16 protein-coding genes and 1 pseudogene are annotated in these 15,915 nt (G+C 68.0%); 8 read left to right on the top strand and 9 right to left on the bottom strand.

Annotated elements, in window-relative coordinates; translation table 11 throughout:
- Positions 1–60: 60 nt before the first annotated feature.
- Together AZL_RS21410 and AZL_RS21415 are read left to right on the top strand one after the other, a co-directional pair.
- Positions 61–1,074, top strand: coding sequence for a glutathione S-transferase family protein (locus AZL_RS21410; RefSeq protein ID WP_012976549.1), 1,014 nt, complete (start codon positions 61–63; stop codon positions 1,072–1,074).
- A 40-nt stretch (positions 1,075–1,114) separates the two neighbouring features.
- Complete coding sequence (locus tag AZL_RS21415; protein ID WP_012976550.1) at positions 1,115–1,828, top strand: alpha/beta hydrolase; 714 nt, start codon at positions 1,115–1,117, stop codon at positions 1,826–1,828.
- 189 nt (positions 1,829–2,017) lie between these two features.
- On the opposite strand, the gene AZL_RS21420 is transcribed toward AZL_RS21415, so the two are convergent.
- Positions 2,018–3,292, bottom strand: a complete 1,275-nt coding sequence (locus AZL_RS21420; RefSeq protein WP_012976551.1) for a serine hydrolase domain-containing protein — start codon at positions 3,290–3,292, stop codon at positions 2,018–2,020.
- Positions 3,293–3,429: 137 nt separating this feature from the next.
- Between AZL_RS21420 and AZL_RS21425 the strand changes: the two genes are divergently transcribed.
- Positions 3,430–3,855, top strand: coding sequence for a VOC family protein (locus AZL_RS21425; RefSeq protein ID WP_012976552.1), 426 nt, complete (start codon positions 3,430–3,432; stop codon positions 3,853–3,855).
- A gap of 190 nt (positions 3,856–4,045) precedes the next feature.
- Here AZL_RS21425 and AZL_RS21430 read toward each other — a convergent pair.
- Positions 4,046–4,980: pseudogene (locus AZL_RS21430) on the bottom strand (IS3 family transposase).
- 101 nt (positions 4,981–5,081) lie between these two features.
- Here AZL_RS21430 and AZL_RS36385 point away from each other — a divergent pair.
- From AZL_RS36385 to AZL_RS21460, 5 genes are all read left to right on the top strand, one after another.
- The gene (locus tag AZL_RS36385) at positions 5,082–5,255 is read left to right on the top strand and encodes a hypothetical protein (protein ID WP_012976554.1); all 174 of its coding nucleotides are present in this window, start codon (positions 5,082–5,084) and stop codon (positions 5,253–5,255) included.
- A gap of 60 nt (positions 5,256–5,315) precedes the next feature.
- Entirely contained in the window at positions 5,316–6,032 is a 717-nt protein-coding gene (locus AZL_RS21440) for a ubiquinone anaerobic biosynthesis accessory factor UbiT (RefSeq protein WP_012976555.1), read from the top strand.
- Between the two features lie 17 nt (positions 6,033–6,049).
- Positions 6,050–7,066 (top strand): ubiquinone anaerobic biosynthesis protein UbiU, encoded by a 1,017-nt coding sequence (locus AZL_RS21445; protein WP_012976556.1) that lies wholly within the window; start codon positions 6,050–6,052, stop codon positions 7,064–7,066.
- Positions 7,067–7,079: 13 nt separating this feature from the next.
- Positions 7,080–7,976, top strand: a complete 897-nt coding sequence (locus AZL_RS21450) for a ubiquinone anaerobic biosynthesis protein UbiV (protein ID WP_012976557.1) — start codon at positions 7,080–7,082, stop codon at positions 7,974–7,976.
- 508 nt (positions 7,977–8,484) lie between these two features.
- A complete protein-coding gene (locus AZL_RS21460) occupies positions 8,485–9,195 on the top strand; it encodes a hypothetical protein (protein ID WP_042444951.1) in 711 nt (236 codons plus the stop codon).
- Between the two features lie 182 nt (positions 9,196–9,377).
- Here AZL_RS21460 and AZL_RS21465 read toward each other — a convergent pair whose 3' ends face one another.
- From AZL_RS21465 to AZL_RS21495, 7 genes are all read right to left on the bottom strand, one after another.
- Positions 9,378–10,277, bottom strand: a complete 900-nt coding sequence (locus tag AZL_RS21465; protein WP_049962005.1) for a ParB/RepB/Spo0J family partition protein — start codon at positions 10,275–10,277, stop codon at positions 9,378–9,380.
- Positions 10,267–11,280: an AAA family ATPase gene (locus AZL_RS21470; RefSeq protein ID WP_012976560.1), complete on the bottom strand. Its 1,014-nt coding sequence runs from the start codon at positions 11,278–11,280 to the stop codon at positions 10,267–10,269. The genes AZL_RS21465 and AZL_RS21470 overlap by 11 nt, the downstream gene beginning before the upstream one ends.
- 207 nt (positions 11,281–11,487) lie before the next feature.
- Positions 11,488–11,979 (bottom strand): gluconokinase, encoded by a 492-nt coding sequence (locus tag AZL_RS21475; RefSeq protein ID WP_012976561.1) that lies wholly within the window; start codon positions 11,977–11,979, stop codon positions 11,488–11,490.
- 48 nt (positions 11,980–12,027) lie between these two features.
- Positions 12,028–13,344 (bottom strand): MFS transporter, encoded by a 1,317-nt coding sequence (locus tag AZL_RS21480; RefSeq protein WP_012976562.1) that lies wholly within the window; start codon positions 13,342–13,344, stop codon positions 12,028–12,030.
- Between the two features lie 60 nt (positions 13,345–13,404).
- Positions 13,405–13,875 carry a YhcH/YjgK/YiaL family protein gene (locus AZL_RS21485; protein ID WP_012976563.1) on the bottom strand — a complete coding sequence of 157 codons (471 nt, stop codon included), beginning with the start codon at positions 13,873–13,875 and terminating at the stop codon, positions 13,405–13,407.
- 42 nt (positions 13,876–13,917) lie between these two features.
- Positions 13,918–14,820: an NAD(P)-dependent oxidoreductase gene (locus tag AZL_RS21490; RefSeq protein ID WP_012976564.1), complete on the bottom strand. Its 903-nt coding sequence runs from the start codon at positions 14,818–14,820 to the stop codon at positions 13,918–13,920.
- A gap of 65 nt (positions 14,821–14,885) precedes the next feature.
- Positions 14,886–15,833 (bottom strand): 2-hydroxyacid dehydrogenase, encoded by a 948-nt coding sequence (locus AZL_RS21495; protein WP_012976565.1) that lies wholly within the window; start codon positions 15,831–15,833, stop codon positions 14,886–14,888.
- Between the last annotated feature and the right edge of the window lie 82 nt (positions 15,834–15,915).

Consider the following 15,915-nt stretch of genomic DNA (forward strand, 5'->3'; position numbering starts at 1 on the left):
GAGGGGCCGGTTCGCCGGCCCCTTCGCCTATCCGCCCCCATGGACAGAGGAGAGACCGCGATGCCGCAGCTTGTGAATGGTGTCTGGGTGAAGGGCGACATAGCGGCCGGCGAGATCAAGGGCGGCGCCTTCCACCGCGAACCGACCCGCTTCCGCGGCTGGATCACGCCGGACGGCGCGCCCGATGCCGCCAGGGACGCCGAAGGCACCCTCACCCTGCCGGCGGCGGCCGGGCGCTATCACCTCTATGTCTCCTATCTCTGCCCCTGGGCCTCGCGCACGCTGATCTTCCGCGTGCTGAAGGGGCTGGAGGGGGTGGTCGGCCTGTCGGTGGCCGGGCCGATCCTGGGCGAGGATGGCTGGGTCTATGACGAGGAGCAGGACGGCGGCCCGCGCGTCGGCCGTTTCCGCCATCATCACCGCCTCTACACCGCGAGCGCCCCGACCTATACCGGCAAGGTGTCGGTGCCGGTGCTGTGGGACCGGCAGGAGGGCCGCATCGTCAACAACGAGTCGGCCGACATCATCCGCATCCTCAACGGCGCCTTCGACGGCCTGACCGGAAACCGGCTGGACCTCTATCCCGAGCCGCTGCGGCCGGAGATCGACCGCTGGAACGGGATCGTCTATGACAGCGTCAACAACGGCGTCTACCGTTGCGGCTTCGCCAAGTCGCAGGCGAGCTACGACGAGGCGTTCGACGGGCTGTTCGCCACGCTCGACCGGCTGGAGGCGCATCTGTCGGCCAGCCGCTATCTGGCCGGGGTGCATCTGACCGAGGCCGACTGGCGCCTGTTCGTGACGCTGGTCCGCTTCGACGCCGCCTATCACGGCGCCTTCAAGTGCAACCTGCGGCGGATCGAGGAGTATCCGAACCTGTCGGCCTATCTGCGCGAGCTGTACCAGTGGCCGGGCATCCGCGACACGGTGCGGATCGACGCCATCAAGGCCGGTTACTACACCAACCCGGCGATCAACCCGACGCTGATCGTGCCGAAGGGGCCGGCGCTGGATTTCGAGCGCGCCCATGACCGCGACCGGCTGCCGGGCAAGGGCATCTGGCAACGGGCGTGACGCGGCGGCGGCAAGAGGGACGGCGGAAAGGACGGGTTCCATGACCAACGACACGGCGAACGGCTTCGAGACTGTCCTGCGCCTGGCTCCGGCCTGCGGTTCGGCGGCACGGCGGCTGGTCATCCTGTTGCACGGCGTCGGGTCGTCCGGCGCCGACCTGATGCCGCTGGCCCAGGCCTGGCGCCACGCGCTTCCCGACACCGCCTTCGCCGCCCCCGACGCGCCGCAGCCCTTCGGCATGGGCGACGGGCATCAATGGTTCAGCATCGCCGGAGTGACGGAGGAGAATCGGCCCGCCCGCGTCGCCGCCGCCCTGCCGGCTCTCGTCGAACTCATCGAGGCCGAACGCGGGCGGGTGGGCGTCGCGCCGGCCGACGTGGCGCTGGTCGGCTTCAGCCAGGGCAGCATCATGGCGCTGCATCTCGCCATGACCGCTCCGGAGCGCTGCGGCGCGGTCATCGCCTTCGCCGGCCGCATCGCCGCCCCGGTTCCGACGCCGGCCGGGCCGGTGGATGGGCCGGCGGACAGGTTGGGCGCGCGTCCGCCGATCCTGATGGTCGGCGGCCTGGCGGACGGCATCATGCCGCCCGCCGTGGTGCGGGCCGCCGCCTCCCATCTCCGCTCCGCCGGCTTTCCGGTGGAGGAGCATCTGCTGCGCGGCGTCCCCCACACCATCACCGCCGCCGGGGCGCGGCTCGGCCTGAGCTTCCTGGAGCGCTTTCGTGCGATTCACGCTTCGGACGATTCCGTCTGAAGCGATCGCACTCTATTTCGTCTCCTGCACGCGTTTGACGAGACCCTGGAGCTTCGGTTCGCGACTTCGACGAACTGCGCGCCGGCCTTGGTCACCACCTCCTTGGACTTGGCCTCGCGCCCGTCCCACAGTTTCAAATGCGATTGCCCTGGGAACCCTCCAGCGGCGGCCAGCCGCGAGGGGGCGGGATCACCAATCGCCGTAGCGTGCGACGATGCCGCGAAAGAGCGCGTCGCGTTCGGCGCCGAGATGCGTCTGGCCGGCGTCCCCGGTCGCGTCCTTGCCGACGGCCGTGTGCACCATCACCAGTTTCAGCATCGGGTCGACATAGATCGCCTGCCCATAGATGCCCAGCAGAACGAAGCGGCGATGGCTGCCGGGCAGCAGCCAGACCTGGAAGCCATAGCCGTAATAGGTGCTGTCGGCCCACCGCATCCGTCCGGGACGGAAGGCCGGCGGCTGGCGCGACGCCTCCGTCATGTCGAGAAGATGGTCGGCCGAGAGGACGGGACGGCCGGACACCAAGCCATCGTTGGCCAGCATCACCCCAAGGCGGCCGTAATCGCGGACGGTGGCGTTGAAGTCGCCTTGCGCCACCTCCGCCTTATCGGCCGGATTCAGCATCCAGGTCGCCTTGGCCTCCGCCCCGATGGGCCGCCAAATCTTTTCGCCGATATAGTCGCACAGGGTCCGGCCGGTGGCGGTGCGCAGCACGAGGCCGAGGATCTGCGTCTGGGCGCCGGCATAATTGAACCGTTCGCCTTCCGGGTCGGCGCGTTCGGTGATGCTGCGGGCGGCGGCGATGTTGCCGTCCCGGCGCGTGATCCGGTTGTAGGCCGCGCGGTCGTCATCCGGCCTGTAGGTCTCGACGAATTTCGCGCCGGACGCCATGCGCAGCAGGTTGACGATCTTCGTTTCGCCATAGAGCGTGCCCCGAAGCTCTGGCACATAGGTCGCGGCGGTGTCGTCGAAGGAGCGGATCGCGCCGTCCTCCAGCGCCTTGACGAGGCCGAGCGCGGTGATCGTCTTCGCCATCGAGTTCGACAGCATCCGCATGCCGGGCGTACGCCCGTAATTGTAGCGTTCGGCGACGATCGCGCCCTCATGCAGGACGAGGACGGCGGTGGCCCGCTGGCGCCGCATATAGTCGTCGAGCGTGTATGTCCCGCCGGAGAAGCGGTAGGCGAAATCGACCGGTGTTTCGACCGGCAGGGCCAGCGGGACCGGGGCCGGATCGAGCGCGCAGTAGGGGGCCAGCGTGTCGAGCGCGCTGAAGGAGCCGACGCGGTAACGCTCCCTGCGGCTTTCGCCGATCGTCGGCGCGGCCGGGTAGCCCGCCGCCTTGCCCAGGATGTCCTCATCGGGGGCGGCGGCGGATGGGCGCGGAGCGGCGGCGAACAGGAGCAGCGACAGCGCCAGAAGCCGGAGAGGCCGAAGCCGGGGAAAAGCTCCGCGATCCATCATCCTCCTCCGTCGATGCCGTTCCGATGCGGAGAATAGCGCATGGCCCGTTCAAATTCGCGTTTTTTGAGAAGGGTGGACGGGCTATCGTGATCCGCCGCGCGCCATTCGCTTGGCGCCACGCTTCATAGGGGGATCGCATGACGGACACCGCCTTGACACTGAACGGCGTGCTCGAGACCGCTCTTTATGTCGACGACCTTGCCAGGGCGCGGGCCTTCTACGAGGACATCATGGGCCTGCGGGCGATGTCGTTGAGCGAGCGGCTCGCCGCCTATCCCGTCGGACCGAAAAGCGTGCTGCTGCTGTTCCAGAAGGGTTTGACCGACCAGCCCCTCGACACGCCGGGCGGGACGATCCCGCCCCATGGCGGCAGCGGACGGCTCCATTACGCCTTCGCCATTCCGGCCGAACAGATGGACGGCTGGCTCGACAGGCTCGCCGGCCATGGCGTCGCCATCGAGAGCACCGTTTCGTGGCCGAGGGGCGCGCGCAGCCTCTATTTCCGCGATCCCGACGGCAATATGGTCGAGCTCGTCACGCCGGGGCTTTGGGCGAACTACTGACCGGCGCGCGACGGAAGGCGGTTCGCGGCGGCGTGAACCGCACCAGGATCTCGATGGCGATCCCCATCCATTCATCGGGATTCCGATCCTGACGCCGCTTTCACGGAAAAGACCACGCGCAGACGGCGCCGATGGACGCGGCGGCGATCCGCCGAAAAACTGAGCTTCCCCTGAAGCGGTGGACACCGGGTTATGCGGGCTGTCGCTCGGCCTGCTCAGGGGTGATGTAGCCGATCGCCGAGTGCAGGCGTTGGCGATTGTAGTAGCCTTCGATGTAGGCGAACAGGTCCCGCTTGGCGTTCTCACGGGTCGCGTACCGCTGATGGTGGACGAGTTCCGATTTCAGGCTTCCGAAGAAGCTTTCCATCGGCGCGCTATCCCAGCAGTTCCCCTTGCGGCTCATCGACGGGGTGATGCCGTGGCTTTTCAAGGCCTTGCGGTAGTCCGCCGAGGCGTATTGGAACCCGCGGTCGCAATGGTGCGGAAGGCCGGGGGCGGGCCGCTGGCGCTGGATGGCCATGGTGAGCGCCGCCAGCGGCAATTCGGTGCGCAGGTGATCGCGCATCGCCCACCCAACCGCCTTGCGGCTGAACAGATCGAGGACCACCGCCAGGTACAGCCAGCCCTCGTCGGCCGGCACGTAGGTGATGTCGGTGAGCCAGACTTGGCTCCGTAGCGCTCGCGGTGATCGGCGTGAAGCCGCCGGATATCATCGAGCAACTGCCGGTTCGCCGCCTTGCGCGGGCTCTCCGGTCGCGTGCGCCAAGCATAGTAGCCGGACGGCGACACGCCGAGCGCGTTGCAAAGCACCCGAACCGGGTATTCGTCCCGGCAATCCTCAATGATCCGGAAACCTCATTTCAGAGGCTCCGAGAAAATGGCTACAGTTTTTTAATATGTCGCGTTCCATGCGGACGCGGTCCAGTTCGCGCTTCAGGCGCGTGATTTCCGCCGATTGATCGCCGGCCCCCCTGGCCCGGAAACGCGCCGCCGCCACGTGCGCAGCATCGACGGCTGGATGCCCAAGTCCTTGGCGACGTGCTCCAGGGGCCGGCCACTGCTTTCCAACAGCGCCACGGCCTCACGCTTGAACTCGTCCGTGAAAAAGCGCCGTTTCGCCGTCATCTCCACCTCTCCGCTTCCACAGGGAGCTTAACAGAGCTCTCCACCAATCCGGAGGAGGCTCAAACCGCGGTTCCCTTCATGGTTCCATCCAGACCGGCCCGGTGGCGGTCGCCAGGGACCCGGCCGCCTTGGTCCGCGGGACGCGGGAGGAGGCCGCCGCGCTGAAACACCGCATCGGCCGCGAGGACCGCGCGCTGTATGACCTGATCGACCGCTCGGGGCTGGCGAGCGCCGCCCGACCTTCGCGCAAGCGTCGACTTGACGGAGGTCAATGACGGCGGACGGGTGCCGGTTTTCATGGGCGGTGGACTGACCGATGAGGAGGGAAGCCGCCTATGCGCGATCCCGATGGCGCACCGACTGTTTTCGCACCGACCGCTTTCACCGCCGATGGGCCCGGCTCTCCAGGCTCGGACGAGCGCGCCCGCCGTTTCGAGACCGGGTTGAGCCGGGCCGGGCTGGGGCTGGTGCCGAAGCTGGGGCGGCGGGCCAGCGACGCGCTGCTGGCGCGGCTGCTGACGCTGCTGGCCGCCCGCCACCCGCGCGCCTTCGAGGCGCTGCGCGAGATGCCGGACGCCCGCGTGCTGATCGAGCCGGTGGACGCGCCGGTCGCCCTGCTGATGCGTGTCGGACCGGAGCTGGCGCTTCATGCCCTGCCGCGCGGTGCCGGGGGCGTCGGGGCGGAGGGGGCCGCCGACGCGGTGGTGCGCGGGCCCTATGCCCGGCTGCTCGACCTGCTGGAGGGGCGGATCGACGGCGACGCGCTGTTCTTCCGGCGCGAGTTGAGCATCTCCGGCGACACCGCCCTGATCCTGGCATTGCGCAACACGCTGGACGGCGAGGAGGAGATGGATCTGGTGGCCGACGCCGCCTCCGTCGCCGCACCGCTGGCCCGCGCCCTGCCGGTGCTGCGCCGCAATGCCGGGCCGGTGCTGGACCGGATCGAGGCGGCGCGCCGCCTGCTGCCGCCGCCGCTGCGCCGGGGGATCGAACGGATGGAGGCGCGCCTGGCGGGGGCGCTGGCCGGAACACCGCCGGAAACGAGAGCATAGGACCAGGGCATAGGATCATGGACAATTTCGAGCTGATCTGCCCGGCGGGGACGCCGGCCGCGCTGCGCGCCGCCGTCGATGCCGGGGCCGACGCCGTCTATCTCGGCTTCCGCGACGAGACCAACGCCCGCAACTTTCCGGGCCTGAACTTCACCCGCCAGGATGTCGCCGACGCGGTGGATTACGCCCACGCGCGCCGGGTCGAGGTCTATGTCGCCGTCAACACCTACCCCCAGGCCGGCAATCTCGGCCCCTGGCGAAAGGCGGTGGACGACGCGGCGCGGCTGAAGGTCGACGCCGTCATCCTGGCCGATCCGGGGCTGCTGGATTATGCCGCGAAGCGCCATCCCGACCTGCGCCTGCATCTGTCGGTCCAGGCCTCGGCCGCCAATGTCGAGGCGATCCGGCTCTACCGCGACGCCTTCGGCGTGCGCCGGGTGGTGCTGCCGCGCGTGCTGACCGTGCCGGAGATCGCCCGGCTGAACGCCGAGATCGACATCGAGACCGAGGTGTTCGTCTTCGGCGGCCTCTGCCCGATGGCCGAGGGCCGCTGTTCGCTGTCCTCCTACGCGACCGGCCTGTCGCCCAACAAGCAGGGCGTCTGCTCGCCGGCCAACCATGTCCGCTACGAGCAGCGGGGCGGCGCGCTCGCCTCGACGCTGGGCGGCTTCACCATCAACGTCTTCGGCGAGGGCGAGCAGGCCGGCTATCCGACGCTGTGCAAGGGCCGCTTCGTCGCCGGCGCCGGTGCCGGTGAAGCGGCCGGAGACGGGAACGGCCCGGCCTATCTGTTCGAGGAGCCGACCAGCCTGAACGCGATGGATCTGCTGCCGGAGCTGAAGGCGGCCGGCGTGCGGGCGCTGAAGATCGAGGGGCGCCAGCGCGGCAAGGCCTATATCGCCGCGGTGGTCCGCGCCTATCGCGAGGCGCTGGACAGCTTCGCCGCCGGCCGCGTGGTGCCGCGCATCGATTTGCAGGCGATGGTCGAGGGCGGGACCCAGACCACCGGAGCCTATACGCGCGGATGGCGCTGAGGAGTTTCACGGAATGACTGCGTCACTCACTTTGGGGCCGGTGCTGTTCAACTGGCCGGTCGACCGCTGGCGCGACTTCTACGCCCGCATCGCCGACGAGGCGCCGGTGGACAGGGTGGTCGTCGGCGAGATCGTCTGCTTCAAGCGGGCGCCCTTCTTCGCCGAGGCGATGGGCGACGTGATCGAGCGGCTGAGCGCCGCCGGCAAGACGGTGTGGCTCGCCAGCCCGATCCTGGTCGGCAGCGAGCGCGAACGCGCGGCGATGCGTGATCTGGTGGAGTCGGATGCCGCGCTTGTCGAGGCCAACGACATGGGGGCGCTGGCCCTGCTGGCCGGGCGGCCCCATGCGGTCGGGCCGACGATCAACGTCTACAACGAGGCGACGCTCGGCTGGATGGCCGGGCGCGGCGCGGTGGCGGTCTCGCTGCCGGCCGAGCTGCCCTCCGCCACCGTCGCGGTGCTGGCCAAGGCCGGGCGGGAGCTGGGGGTGGAGACCGAGGTGCAGGTGTGGGGACGGGCGCCGCTCGCCATCTCCGCCCGCTGCTACCACGCCCGCGCCCATGGGCTGCACAAGGACGGCTGCCAGTTCGTCTGCGGCAAGGATCCGGACGGCATGCCGGTGACGACGATGGACGGGCAGCCCTTCCTGACCGTCAACGGCACCCAGACGATGTCGCACGGCTGCCTGTGTCTGGCGGCGGAGATGCCGGAGCTGGTGGCGATGGGGGTGGAGCGTTTCCGCCTGTCGCCGCAGGCGATCGACATGGTGCGGGTTGCCGAGGCCTTCCGCGCGGTGCTGGACGGCCGGCGTGACGGGACGGAGGTGGCGGCGGAGCTGGGCGGGCTGATCGACGCGCCGCTGGTCAACGGCTTCTACCACGACACCGCCGGGGCGTTGCGGGTGGCGTGAGGGGGGAGCCGGGGGGGCAAATGGGGAGCCGCGGCGGATGCGCCCTCCCCCTCCCTCCCGGCCGGCGCGTCGTTCCCGCGAAGACGGGAATCCAGCCGTTCCAGCGATCGGTCGCGGAGCCTCCTGGATCCCCGCCTTCGCGGGGATGACGAGAAGTTTTTTTGTTCCAAACGCTTGGCGTTATCCGGAATTGTGCGCATGCCGTGGCTCCCCCCAAGGGGGGGAGGCGGTCAGCTCGTCGATGTCGTCCATGTTGGTGACAGGGACGCTCACCTCGTCATCCTGTTCGACCGTGAATTCCTCCAGCCCGAAGGTCTGGGGGGCGCCGCCACATGCGGATGCGAACCCTGTGACCGTCACGGATGAGCTTGGCGTCGTCCCTCCTGGCCCGCCTGGGAGCCTCCTCCCGCAGTGGATCGCCGCGATCAAAGAGAGAGTTTCGATTCACCTTGATCCCCCATGATTGCGTCAACATCCTCCTGGAAACTGATTGGTTGAGGAGTGTGGAATGGTAAGGTGGGAGGATGTTCCCGACTCGAAAAGCTGCAAGGTGATAGCCGGCGTCGCGTTGGATGGTCTGTTGTACAGTCAGCGCGGACCAACATGCGGGATCTACGCGTTGTGGAAGGCGCTGAGCCACAAGGAGCTCTCCGGCGGTAAGGTATTGCCACCGCCGACGAAGCATAAAGCCTCTTTTCCGGACAATAAAACGTCGCTGCGATCCATCGCCAAGTTGGCAGGCCTGACGAAGATCGGCGAAGTATTCGCTGCGGAACACGTGGGGCTCTTGGCCAAAAGTGTCGGCTACGAAGGCGGAAAGGTGATTGGCTTTAAAGATGCCGGTGAGTTGTTCACTCTGGTGAAAAGCGCGGTAGATAACGGCCAATTCGTCATGATGGCGTTTTCCGTGGGCAGCAAGGGAGAGCCGGATTTAACCGGCTTGAACCCCCACTGGTGTCTGATTTTCGGCTATTGGGAGGCCACCCATGAACTCGCGGTCACACATTGGAAGGAATTCTTTGTGTTTCCCGTCGCCAACCTTTTTCAAAGCAACACCAAACTGCTGCCATTTCCCAAATCGGAGTGGTCAAAGCCGAAGGCTGGGAAAAACAGAATGGAAGATTATGAGGAGGGCACAGGGGAGGATAGAATCAAGATTCGGGCATTCTCCGAGACCGAGCTGGCCACAGCGCTCGGGTGGAAACTGGTTGTGATCTGAGCGGGACGGAGAGCGGGGGCGGCCGCCTTTCGTCGGCGGTCACGGTGTGGAGGTGGGGCTGGCGCCTGGAAAATGCCCGGCTGTTGGGAAATCAGTCGAATCCCCTCGGTTCGCGCCCCTGGGGCGGCCGCCTCCGGTCGGAATCCGACCACCGCGACGGAGTGGTCGGATTCCGACCAGCGCTATCGTTCGGTCGTCGTGAGGATGGCGTCGATCGCCGACCGCATGTCGAGCAGCGCCTGGCGGTCGGTGTCGGACAGCGGCTGCGGCTTGGCCTGGAGTTCCCGCAGCACGTCGCGGGCCTGGAAGACCGGCTTGGCCGCGCGCCGGGGCAGGGCGCTCGACGCCACGCCGGCCGGGGCGCTGACGGAAGCGGCCTCGGCGGCATCAGGTTTGGTGGCGGCGCGCTTGCCGGCGGGGGCGGGCGGGGGGCCGGCCTCGGCGCGCTTCAGCTTCTCCCAGGCGCGCAGCTGCTCGCCCGGATCGTCGATGGCGGCCAGCGCCTCCAGCTTCGCCTTGGTCGGGCGCAGGGCGGGGTAGTCCTCCCGGATCGCCGGGGCCAGACGCTGGAAGGACAGCATCATGGTGACATAGGTCTTCTTGCGGCCGAGCGCCTCGGCGAGCTGGCGGTGGGAATAACCGTGCCGTTCGGCCAGCCGGGCCAGCGCGTCGGATTCCTCCAGCGGGTTGAGGTCGCTGCGCTGGAGATTCTCGACGATGGCGATCTCCTCGTCATCGTCGCCGGTGAACAGGATGCCGAAGATGGTCTCCCGCCCCAGCAGCCGCATCGCCCGCAGCCGGCGCTCGCCATAGACCAGCTGCCACTGGTCGTCGGCGGTCTGGCGCACGCCGATCGGCTGTTGCAGCCCGTGCCGCTCGATCGAGGCGGCCAGCCCGCGCAGCTCCTCCTCGTCGAACTCGCGGCGCGGCTGGTTCGGGTTGGGGGCGATGCGGTCGAGCGGCACCTCGACCAGATGCGGGGCATGGCGGCTGAGGCCGAACAGCGCGTCCTTCATCCGGGCGGCGGCGGTGGCGCTTTGCGCCGGCTTCGATGATGCCTTGCCGAGCAGACTACGCGACACGGTCGATCTCCTTCAGGCGGGCGGTGCGTTCTTCGACGAGGGTGGCGGCCACATCGCGATAGACGGCGGCGCCGGCGACATCCGGCATCGCCTCCACCGCGGCGCGGCCGACCGAGGTCGCCTGGGCATAGACCGACGCCTTGGGCACCGGATCGAACACCCGCAGGTGTGGGGCGTATTCCTCGTGGATCTGCACGAGAACCTCGCGGTCGTTGCGTTCCCGCTGCTTGAAGATCGTCGGCACGATGCCGGTCACCGAGAGCCCGGTGTTCATCCGGCGGCGGATCTTCGCGACATTCTCCAAGAGGAAGGCCATGCCGAGCAGGCTGAACTTCTCGGTCTGGCAGGGGATGACCGCGGTGTGGGCGGCGACCATGGCGTTCTTGGTCAGCTCGCCGATGTTGGGGGGGGTGTCGATGATGATGAAGTCGAAGCTGCGCTTCGCCGCCGCGATCTTCTCCTTCATGATGAAGTCGCCGCCGGCCTCCTTGCCCAGCTCCACCTCGGTCTCGGCGAGGCGGATGGAGGAGGGGGCGACGCGCAGGCCGCTTTCCGGCACGGTGACCAGGATGTCGTCCAGCTCCAGGTCGCCATGCATGACGTAATAGAGGGTCTTGCCCTCCGTCTCCATGGTGTAGGAGTCGATGCCGAGATGCTGGGTGGCGTTGGCCTGGGGATCGCAGTCGATCAGCATGGTGGCATAGCCGGCGAGCGCCAGGGCCGACGCGATGTTGACCGCCGACACCGTCTTGGCGCAGCCGCCCTTCTGGTTCGCCACCACCACCACCAGCGCCGGTCCGCCCAGCTTTTCCGGTTCCGGCCCGGCGATCTCGCGCGTCATCAGCGCATCGACGGCGGTCGGGATGCGCTCCGCGTCGTTTTCCCAGCGGCTGACCTTCTGCTTGTCGTAACGGCGTTGCAGCCGCTCGTTCAGCCAGACGGCGAATTCGGACTGCGACAGTCCTTTCGCTTCCCGATGGGTCCGCAACTCCTCGCCCTTCACCGTTCCCTCCCCGGCATCAACAGGGCGGGAGGGTAGGGGTAGATGCAACGCCGGTCAAGGCGGCTGACCGGATGCCGGCGAATTCCCCAGGGAAAGCGTCTGGGGAAGGCGCTGCCCGAACGTGCGAAATCCGCCGGAGGCTGTGGCGGGCCTCCGGCGGATTTCGGTTTTCGAACGGATGCTGTTCGCCGGCCTGGTCCCGGTGGATCAGGGCAGGCGGTGGAGGACATCCTCGACGATCTCGGCCGGGCTGCGGCCGACATCGGCGACAATGGCGTCCTCCGGCGCCTCCAGTGTGGCGAACTGGCTCTCCAGCAGGGCCGGGTTCATGTAGTGCCCCTGGCGGGCGCGCAGGCGCCGGCCTATCAGCTCGGGCGAGCCGGTGAGATGGACGAAGACGACCGTTCCCTTGGGCTCTCCCGCCGGCGACAGGATCTCCCGGTAGACCTGGCGCAGCGCCGAGCAGGCGACGACATGGCTGGCGCCTTCGGCGAGCCAGCCGTCCATGGCGCGGCGCAGGGCGGCGAGCCAGGGCCAACGGTCGTCGTCGCCGAGCGCGATGCCGGCGCGCATCTTCTCGACATTGGCCGGCGGGTGGAAGCTGTCGGCATCGGAGAAGCCGCAGCCCAGCCGGGCGGCGAGCATCTGGCCGACCGTGGTCTTGCCGCATCCCGCCACGCCCATGACGACGACGATCATCGCTTTTTCCTTATCCATGCTCAGGCATCCAGTCTCGGGCGTCCATCGTCAGGCGCGGGTGCCGTCGCGCTTGATCGGCAGGGTGTAGGTGATCGCCGCCGACACCACGAGGAAGCCGACCAGCATCAGCACGCCGCTGTCGGTGCTGCCCGACAGATCCTTGAAGAAGCCCAGCATATAGGGACCGAGGAAGCCGCCGAGATTGCCGAGCGCGTTGATGGCGCCGCGCACGCCGCCGGCGACCGAGGCCGGGAACAGCAGGGGCGGGATGGTCCAGAACACCGAGGCGGCGGATTGCAGGAAGCCGCCGGCCAGCACCAGGCAGGCGAAGGACAGCCAGATGTGATTCTGGAGCAGCACCGAGAACAGCAGGCTGCCGGCCAGGCCGAGCAGCGGCAGGGCGACATAGGTCTTGCGGTCGCCGCTGCGGTCGGACAGCCGGCCGAAGGTATACATGCCGATCATGGTGCCGATGTAGGGCAGCATGGAGAGATAGCCGGTGCTCGCCATGCTGGTCTGCGTCAGCGTCTTGATGACGGTCGGCAGCCAGATGACGAAGGCGTAGATCGCCGTCTGATAGAAGAAGTTCATGATGATGAGCTTCCACATCTCCGACGTCGCCATCGCCTGCTTCAGCGAGGCCTTGGCGGTCTCCGGCCGGCTGGCGATGGCCGCCTGTTCGGCGTCCAGGCGGGAGACGATGAAGGCGCGCTCCGCCTCGGAGATCCACTTCGCCTTGCGCGGATCCTCGGTCACCATCAGCATCCAGGGCAGGATCAGGAAGAAGGTGCCGACGCCTTCGATCAGGAACAGGTTGCGCCAGCCGAAATTCTCGATGATGACGCCGGCCAGCGGGCCGGAGATGATGTTGGCGATCGGCACGAACATGATCATGATCGCCGTCGCCCGCCCGCGTTCCTCGTTGGGGAACCATTGGGCGATCATGGTCAGCGCCACCGGCAGCATGCCGCCTTCGGCCAGCCCCAGGATGAAGCGCAGGATCACCAGCTGCGTCTCGTTCTGGATGAAGGCGGTCAGGATCGAGATGACGCCCCAGGCGATCATCGACCCGGTCAGGAAATGCTTGGCCGCCCCGCGCGAGGCGAGATGGCCGGCGGGAACCTGGAGGAAGATATAGCCGATGAAGAAGATGCCGGCGGCGAAGCCGGCGAAGGACGCCGTCATCGCCAGCTCGGTGGCCATGCCGCCGGCCATGGCGAAGCCGATGTTGGTGCGGTCGATGTAGGAGATGATGCAGAGCGTCATCACCGGGATCAGGATGCGGTACCAGCGCGATTTCGGAACCGACGCGACCGCCGATTCATAATCGCTGGCGGCCGGGTTCGAGGTGGACGGGACGGACATGGGAGCGTCTCCCCTTTTTTGTGGATTATCCTTGCCGGGAGGTGGAGGGCGGCAGCCCGGTCAGAGCTGGGCCAGCTTGACCTTCACCACCACCTTGCGGATGGGCGTCGGCGCGTCGAGCATGCAGGCCGGACGATGGACATCGGTGGGGAAGAAGACGGCGAAGCTGCCGGGGATCATCTCGATCCAGGATTCGTTGCGGACATCCTGGTAGAAGAGCAGGTCGCGCTCCTTCAGCAGATCCTGGGCGACGATGTTGGTGCCGTCGTCGGTGGCGAAGCCGATCCTTTCGGAACCATGCACCAGGAACTGGACATCGATGTAATTGCGATGGACCTCGGGACGGTTCTCGTCCGCCGGCTTGGTGGTCAGGTCGATCACCTGGAAGAAGATGTCGTCGCCGCGCAGCTCGTGGCGGCCCGTTCGCAGCGCTGCGAAATCGACGGTCAAAAGACAGTCCAGGGCCTCCTGAAGCGGAGCCGGCAGCCACTGCCGGATGTTGCCCAGATTGTGGATGTTCCCGCTGATCATTTCTTCGTTTCCCCTTGTTCTTGAATGCACATCTTGAGTTTGTCAGGCGCCGGGCCGGCCGCTGGTGCCGTCCAGCAGGCGCATCATCTCCGCCGTGTCGTGGCCGCCGAGGCCGGCGGCCTGGAACAGCCGGTGCAGCTCGGTGACCAGTCCGGTCATCGGCAGCGGCGTCCGGGTGGCCATGGCGAAGGCCTGGACCGCTTCCAGATCCTTCAGCATGTTCTCGATGCGGCCGGTCGGGCTGTAGTCGCGCGCGGCGAACTTGCCCATGAATTCGGCGAGGATGCGCGAATCCGCCCGTCCGCCGCTCAGCGCCGCCGGGATGACGGCGGGATCGACGCCGCCGGCCTCGGCCAGCTTCACCGCCTCGGCCACCGCCTGGAACAGCACGGCGCAGAACAGCTGGTTGACCAGCTTGGTCGTCTGTCCGGCCCCCGGCCCGCCCATGCGGGTGTAGTTCGCGGTCAGGTCGCGCATCACCGCGCGGGCCCGTTCGACATCGGCCGCGTCGCCGCCGGCCATCACCGTCAGCCGCCCGGACAGGGCGCCCGGCACGCCGCCGGACAGCGGGCAATCGACCCAGGCCATGCCGGTCTCGCCTTTCAGGCGCTCGGCCATCCGCCGGGTGGCGGCGGGATCGATCGACGACATGTCGATCAGCAGCCGTTCGGGCGACGCGGCCGACGCCACGCCCTGGGCGCCGAAGACCGCGCGTTCGACGATGTCGGCATGGTTGAGGCTGAGGATGATGTAGGTGGCGGCGGCGGTGGCGGCGGCGGCGCTGTCCTGTCCGGCGGCACCCTCCGCCGCCAGTGCCGCCACGCGGGCGCGGTCGATGTCGAAGACATGCACGGCATGGCCGGTCGCCAGCAGCCGCCGGGCGATCGCCGTTCCCATGATCCCGGCGCCGATCACGGCGACGGCGGCGGGCTTCTCGTCAGTCATTTTGGGTTCTCCGCCATTGGCCGGTGTCGATTGCCAGTGTCGATTGCCGATGTCGATCGCCGGGCTCACAGGACCGGAGTCGGCAGCGGGCGGCCGTCGAACTGGGCGCTGAGATTGTCGAACACCAGGCGCCCCATCTCCTTGCGCGTCTCGAAGGTGCCGGAGGCGTGGTGCGGCTGGAGCAGGACATTGTCGAGCGTCAGGAAGCGCGGGTCGATCTTCGGTTCGCCGTCGAACACGTCGAGCGCGGCCGAGCCGAGCCGACCGGCCGACAACGCGTCGATCAGGGCGTTCTCGTCGATGTTGGAGGCGCGCGAGATGTTGATCAGCATGCCCTGCGGGCCGAGCGCGTCGATCACGGCGGGGCCGACGATGTGGCGGGTCGCCGCCGAGGCCGCCAGCGTCACGAACAGGAAATCGCTCTCCGCCGCCAACGCCACCGGATCGGCGACGTAGCGCAGGTCCGTGGCGTAGTCCTTGGGCGCGGTGTCGGAATAGGCGATCTGGAGGTCGAAGCCGGTAAGCCGGCGGGCGACCTCGAAGCCGATGCGGCCGAGGCCGAGGATGCCGGCGCGCTTGCCCCAGACACGGTTCTGGAGGGCATAGAGGCCCTTGGACTGCCAGTTGCCATCGCGGACCCAGGATTCGGCGCCGATCATGCCGCGCGACAGGCACAGCATCATGGCGACGCCGAGATCGGCGACATCCTTGGTCAGCACGTCGGGGGTGTTGGTGACGCGGATGCCGCGCTCGCGCGCCGCCGCCAGATCGACCGCGTCATAGCCGACGCCATAGACGCTGATGATCTCCAGCTTCGGAAGCGCGTCGATCATGGCGCGGCTGGCGCCCAGTTCGCCGCGGGTGGCGATGGCGCGGATGTTGGCGCCATGGGCGGCCAGGAAGGCGTCCTTGTCGTCGGCCTCGAAATATTTACGCATGACGAAATGGGCGTCGAGACGCTCCTGATCCCATGCGGGATAGGGGCCGACCTGAAGAACTTCGGGAGCACTCATCTCGGGCTTTCCTCTGTGTGCGCGCACGGCTCCGGCGCGGGGCGCGCCGAAGGCGCTCCGCTGCCGGGAGCCGGGTCGCGAT

This window comes from Azospirillum sp. B510 (assembly GCF_000010725.1).
In the GTDB taxonomy this organism is placed as follows: domain Bacteria; phylum Pseudomonadota; class Alphaproteobacteria; order Azospirillales; family Azospirillaceae; genus Azospirillum; species Azospirillum lipoferum_B.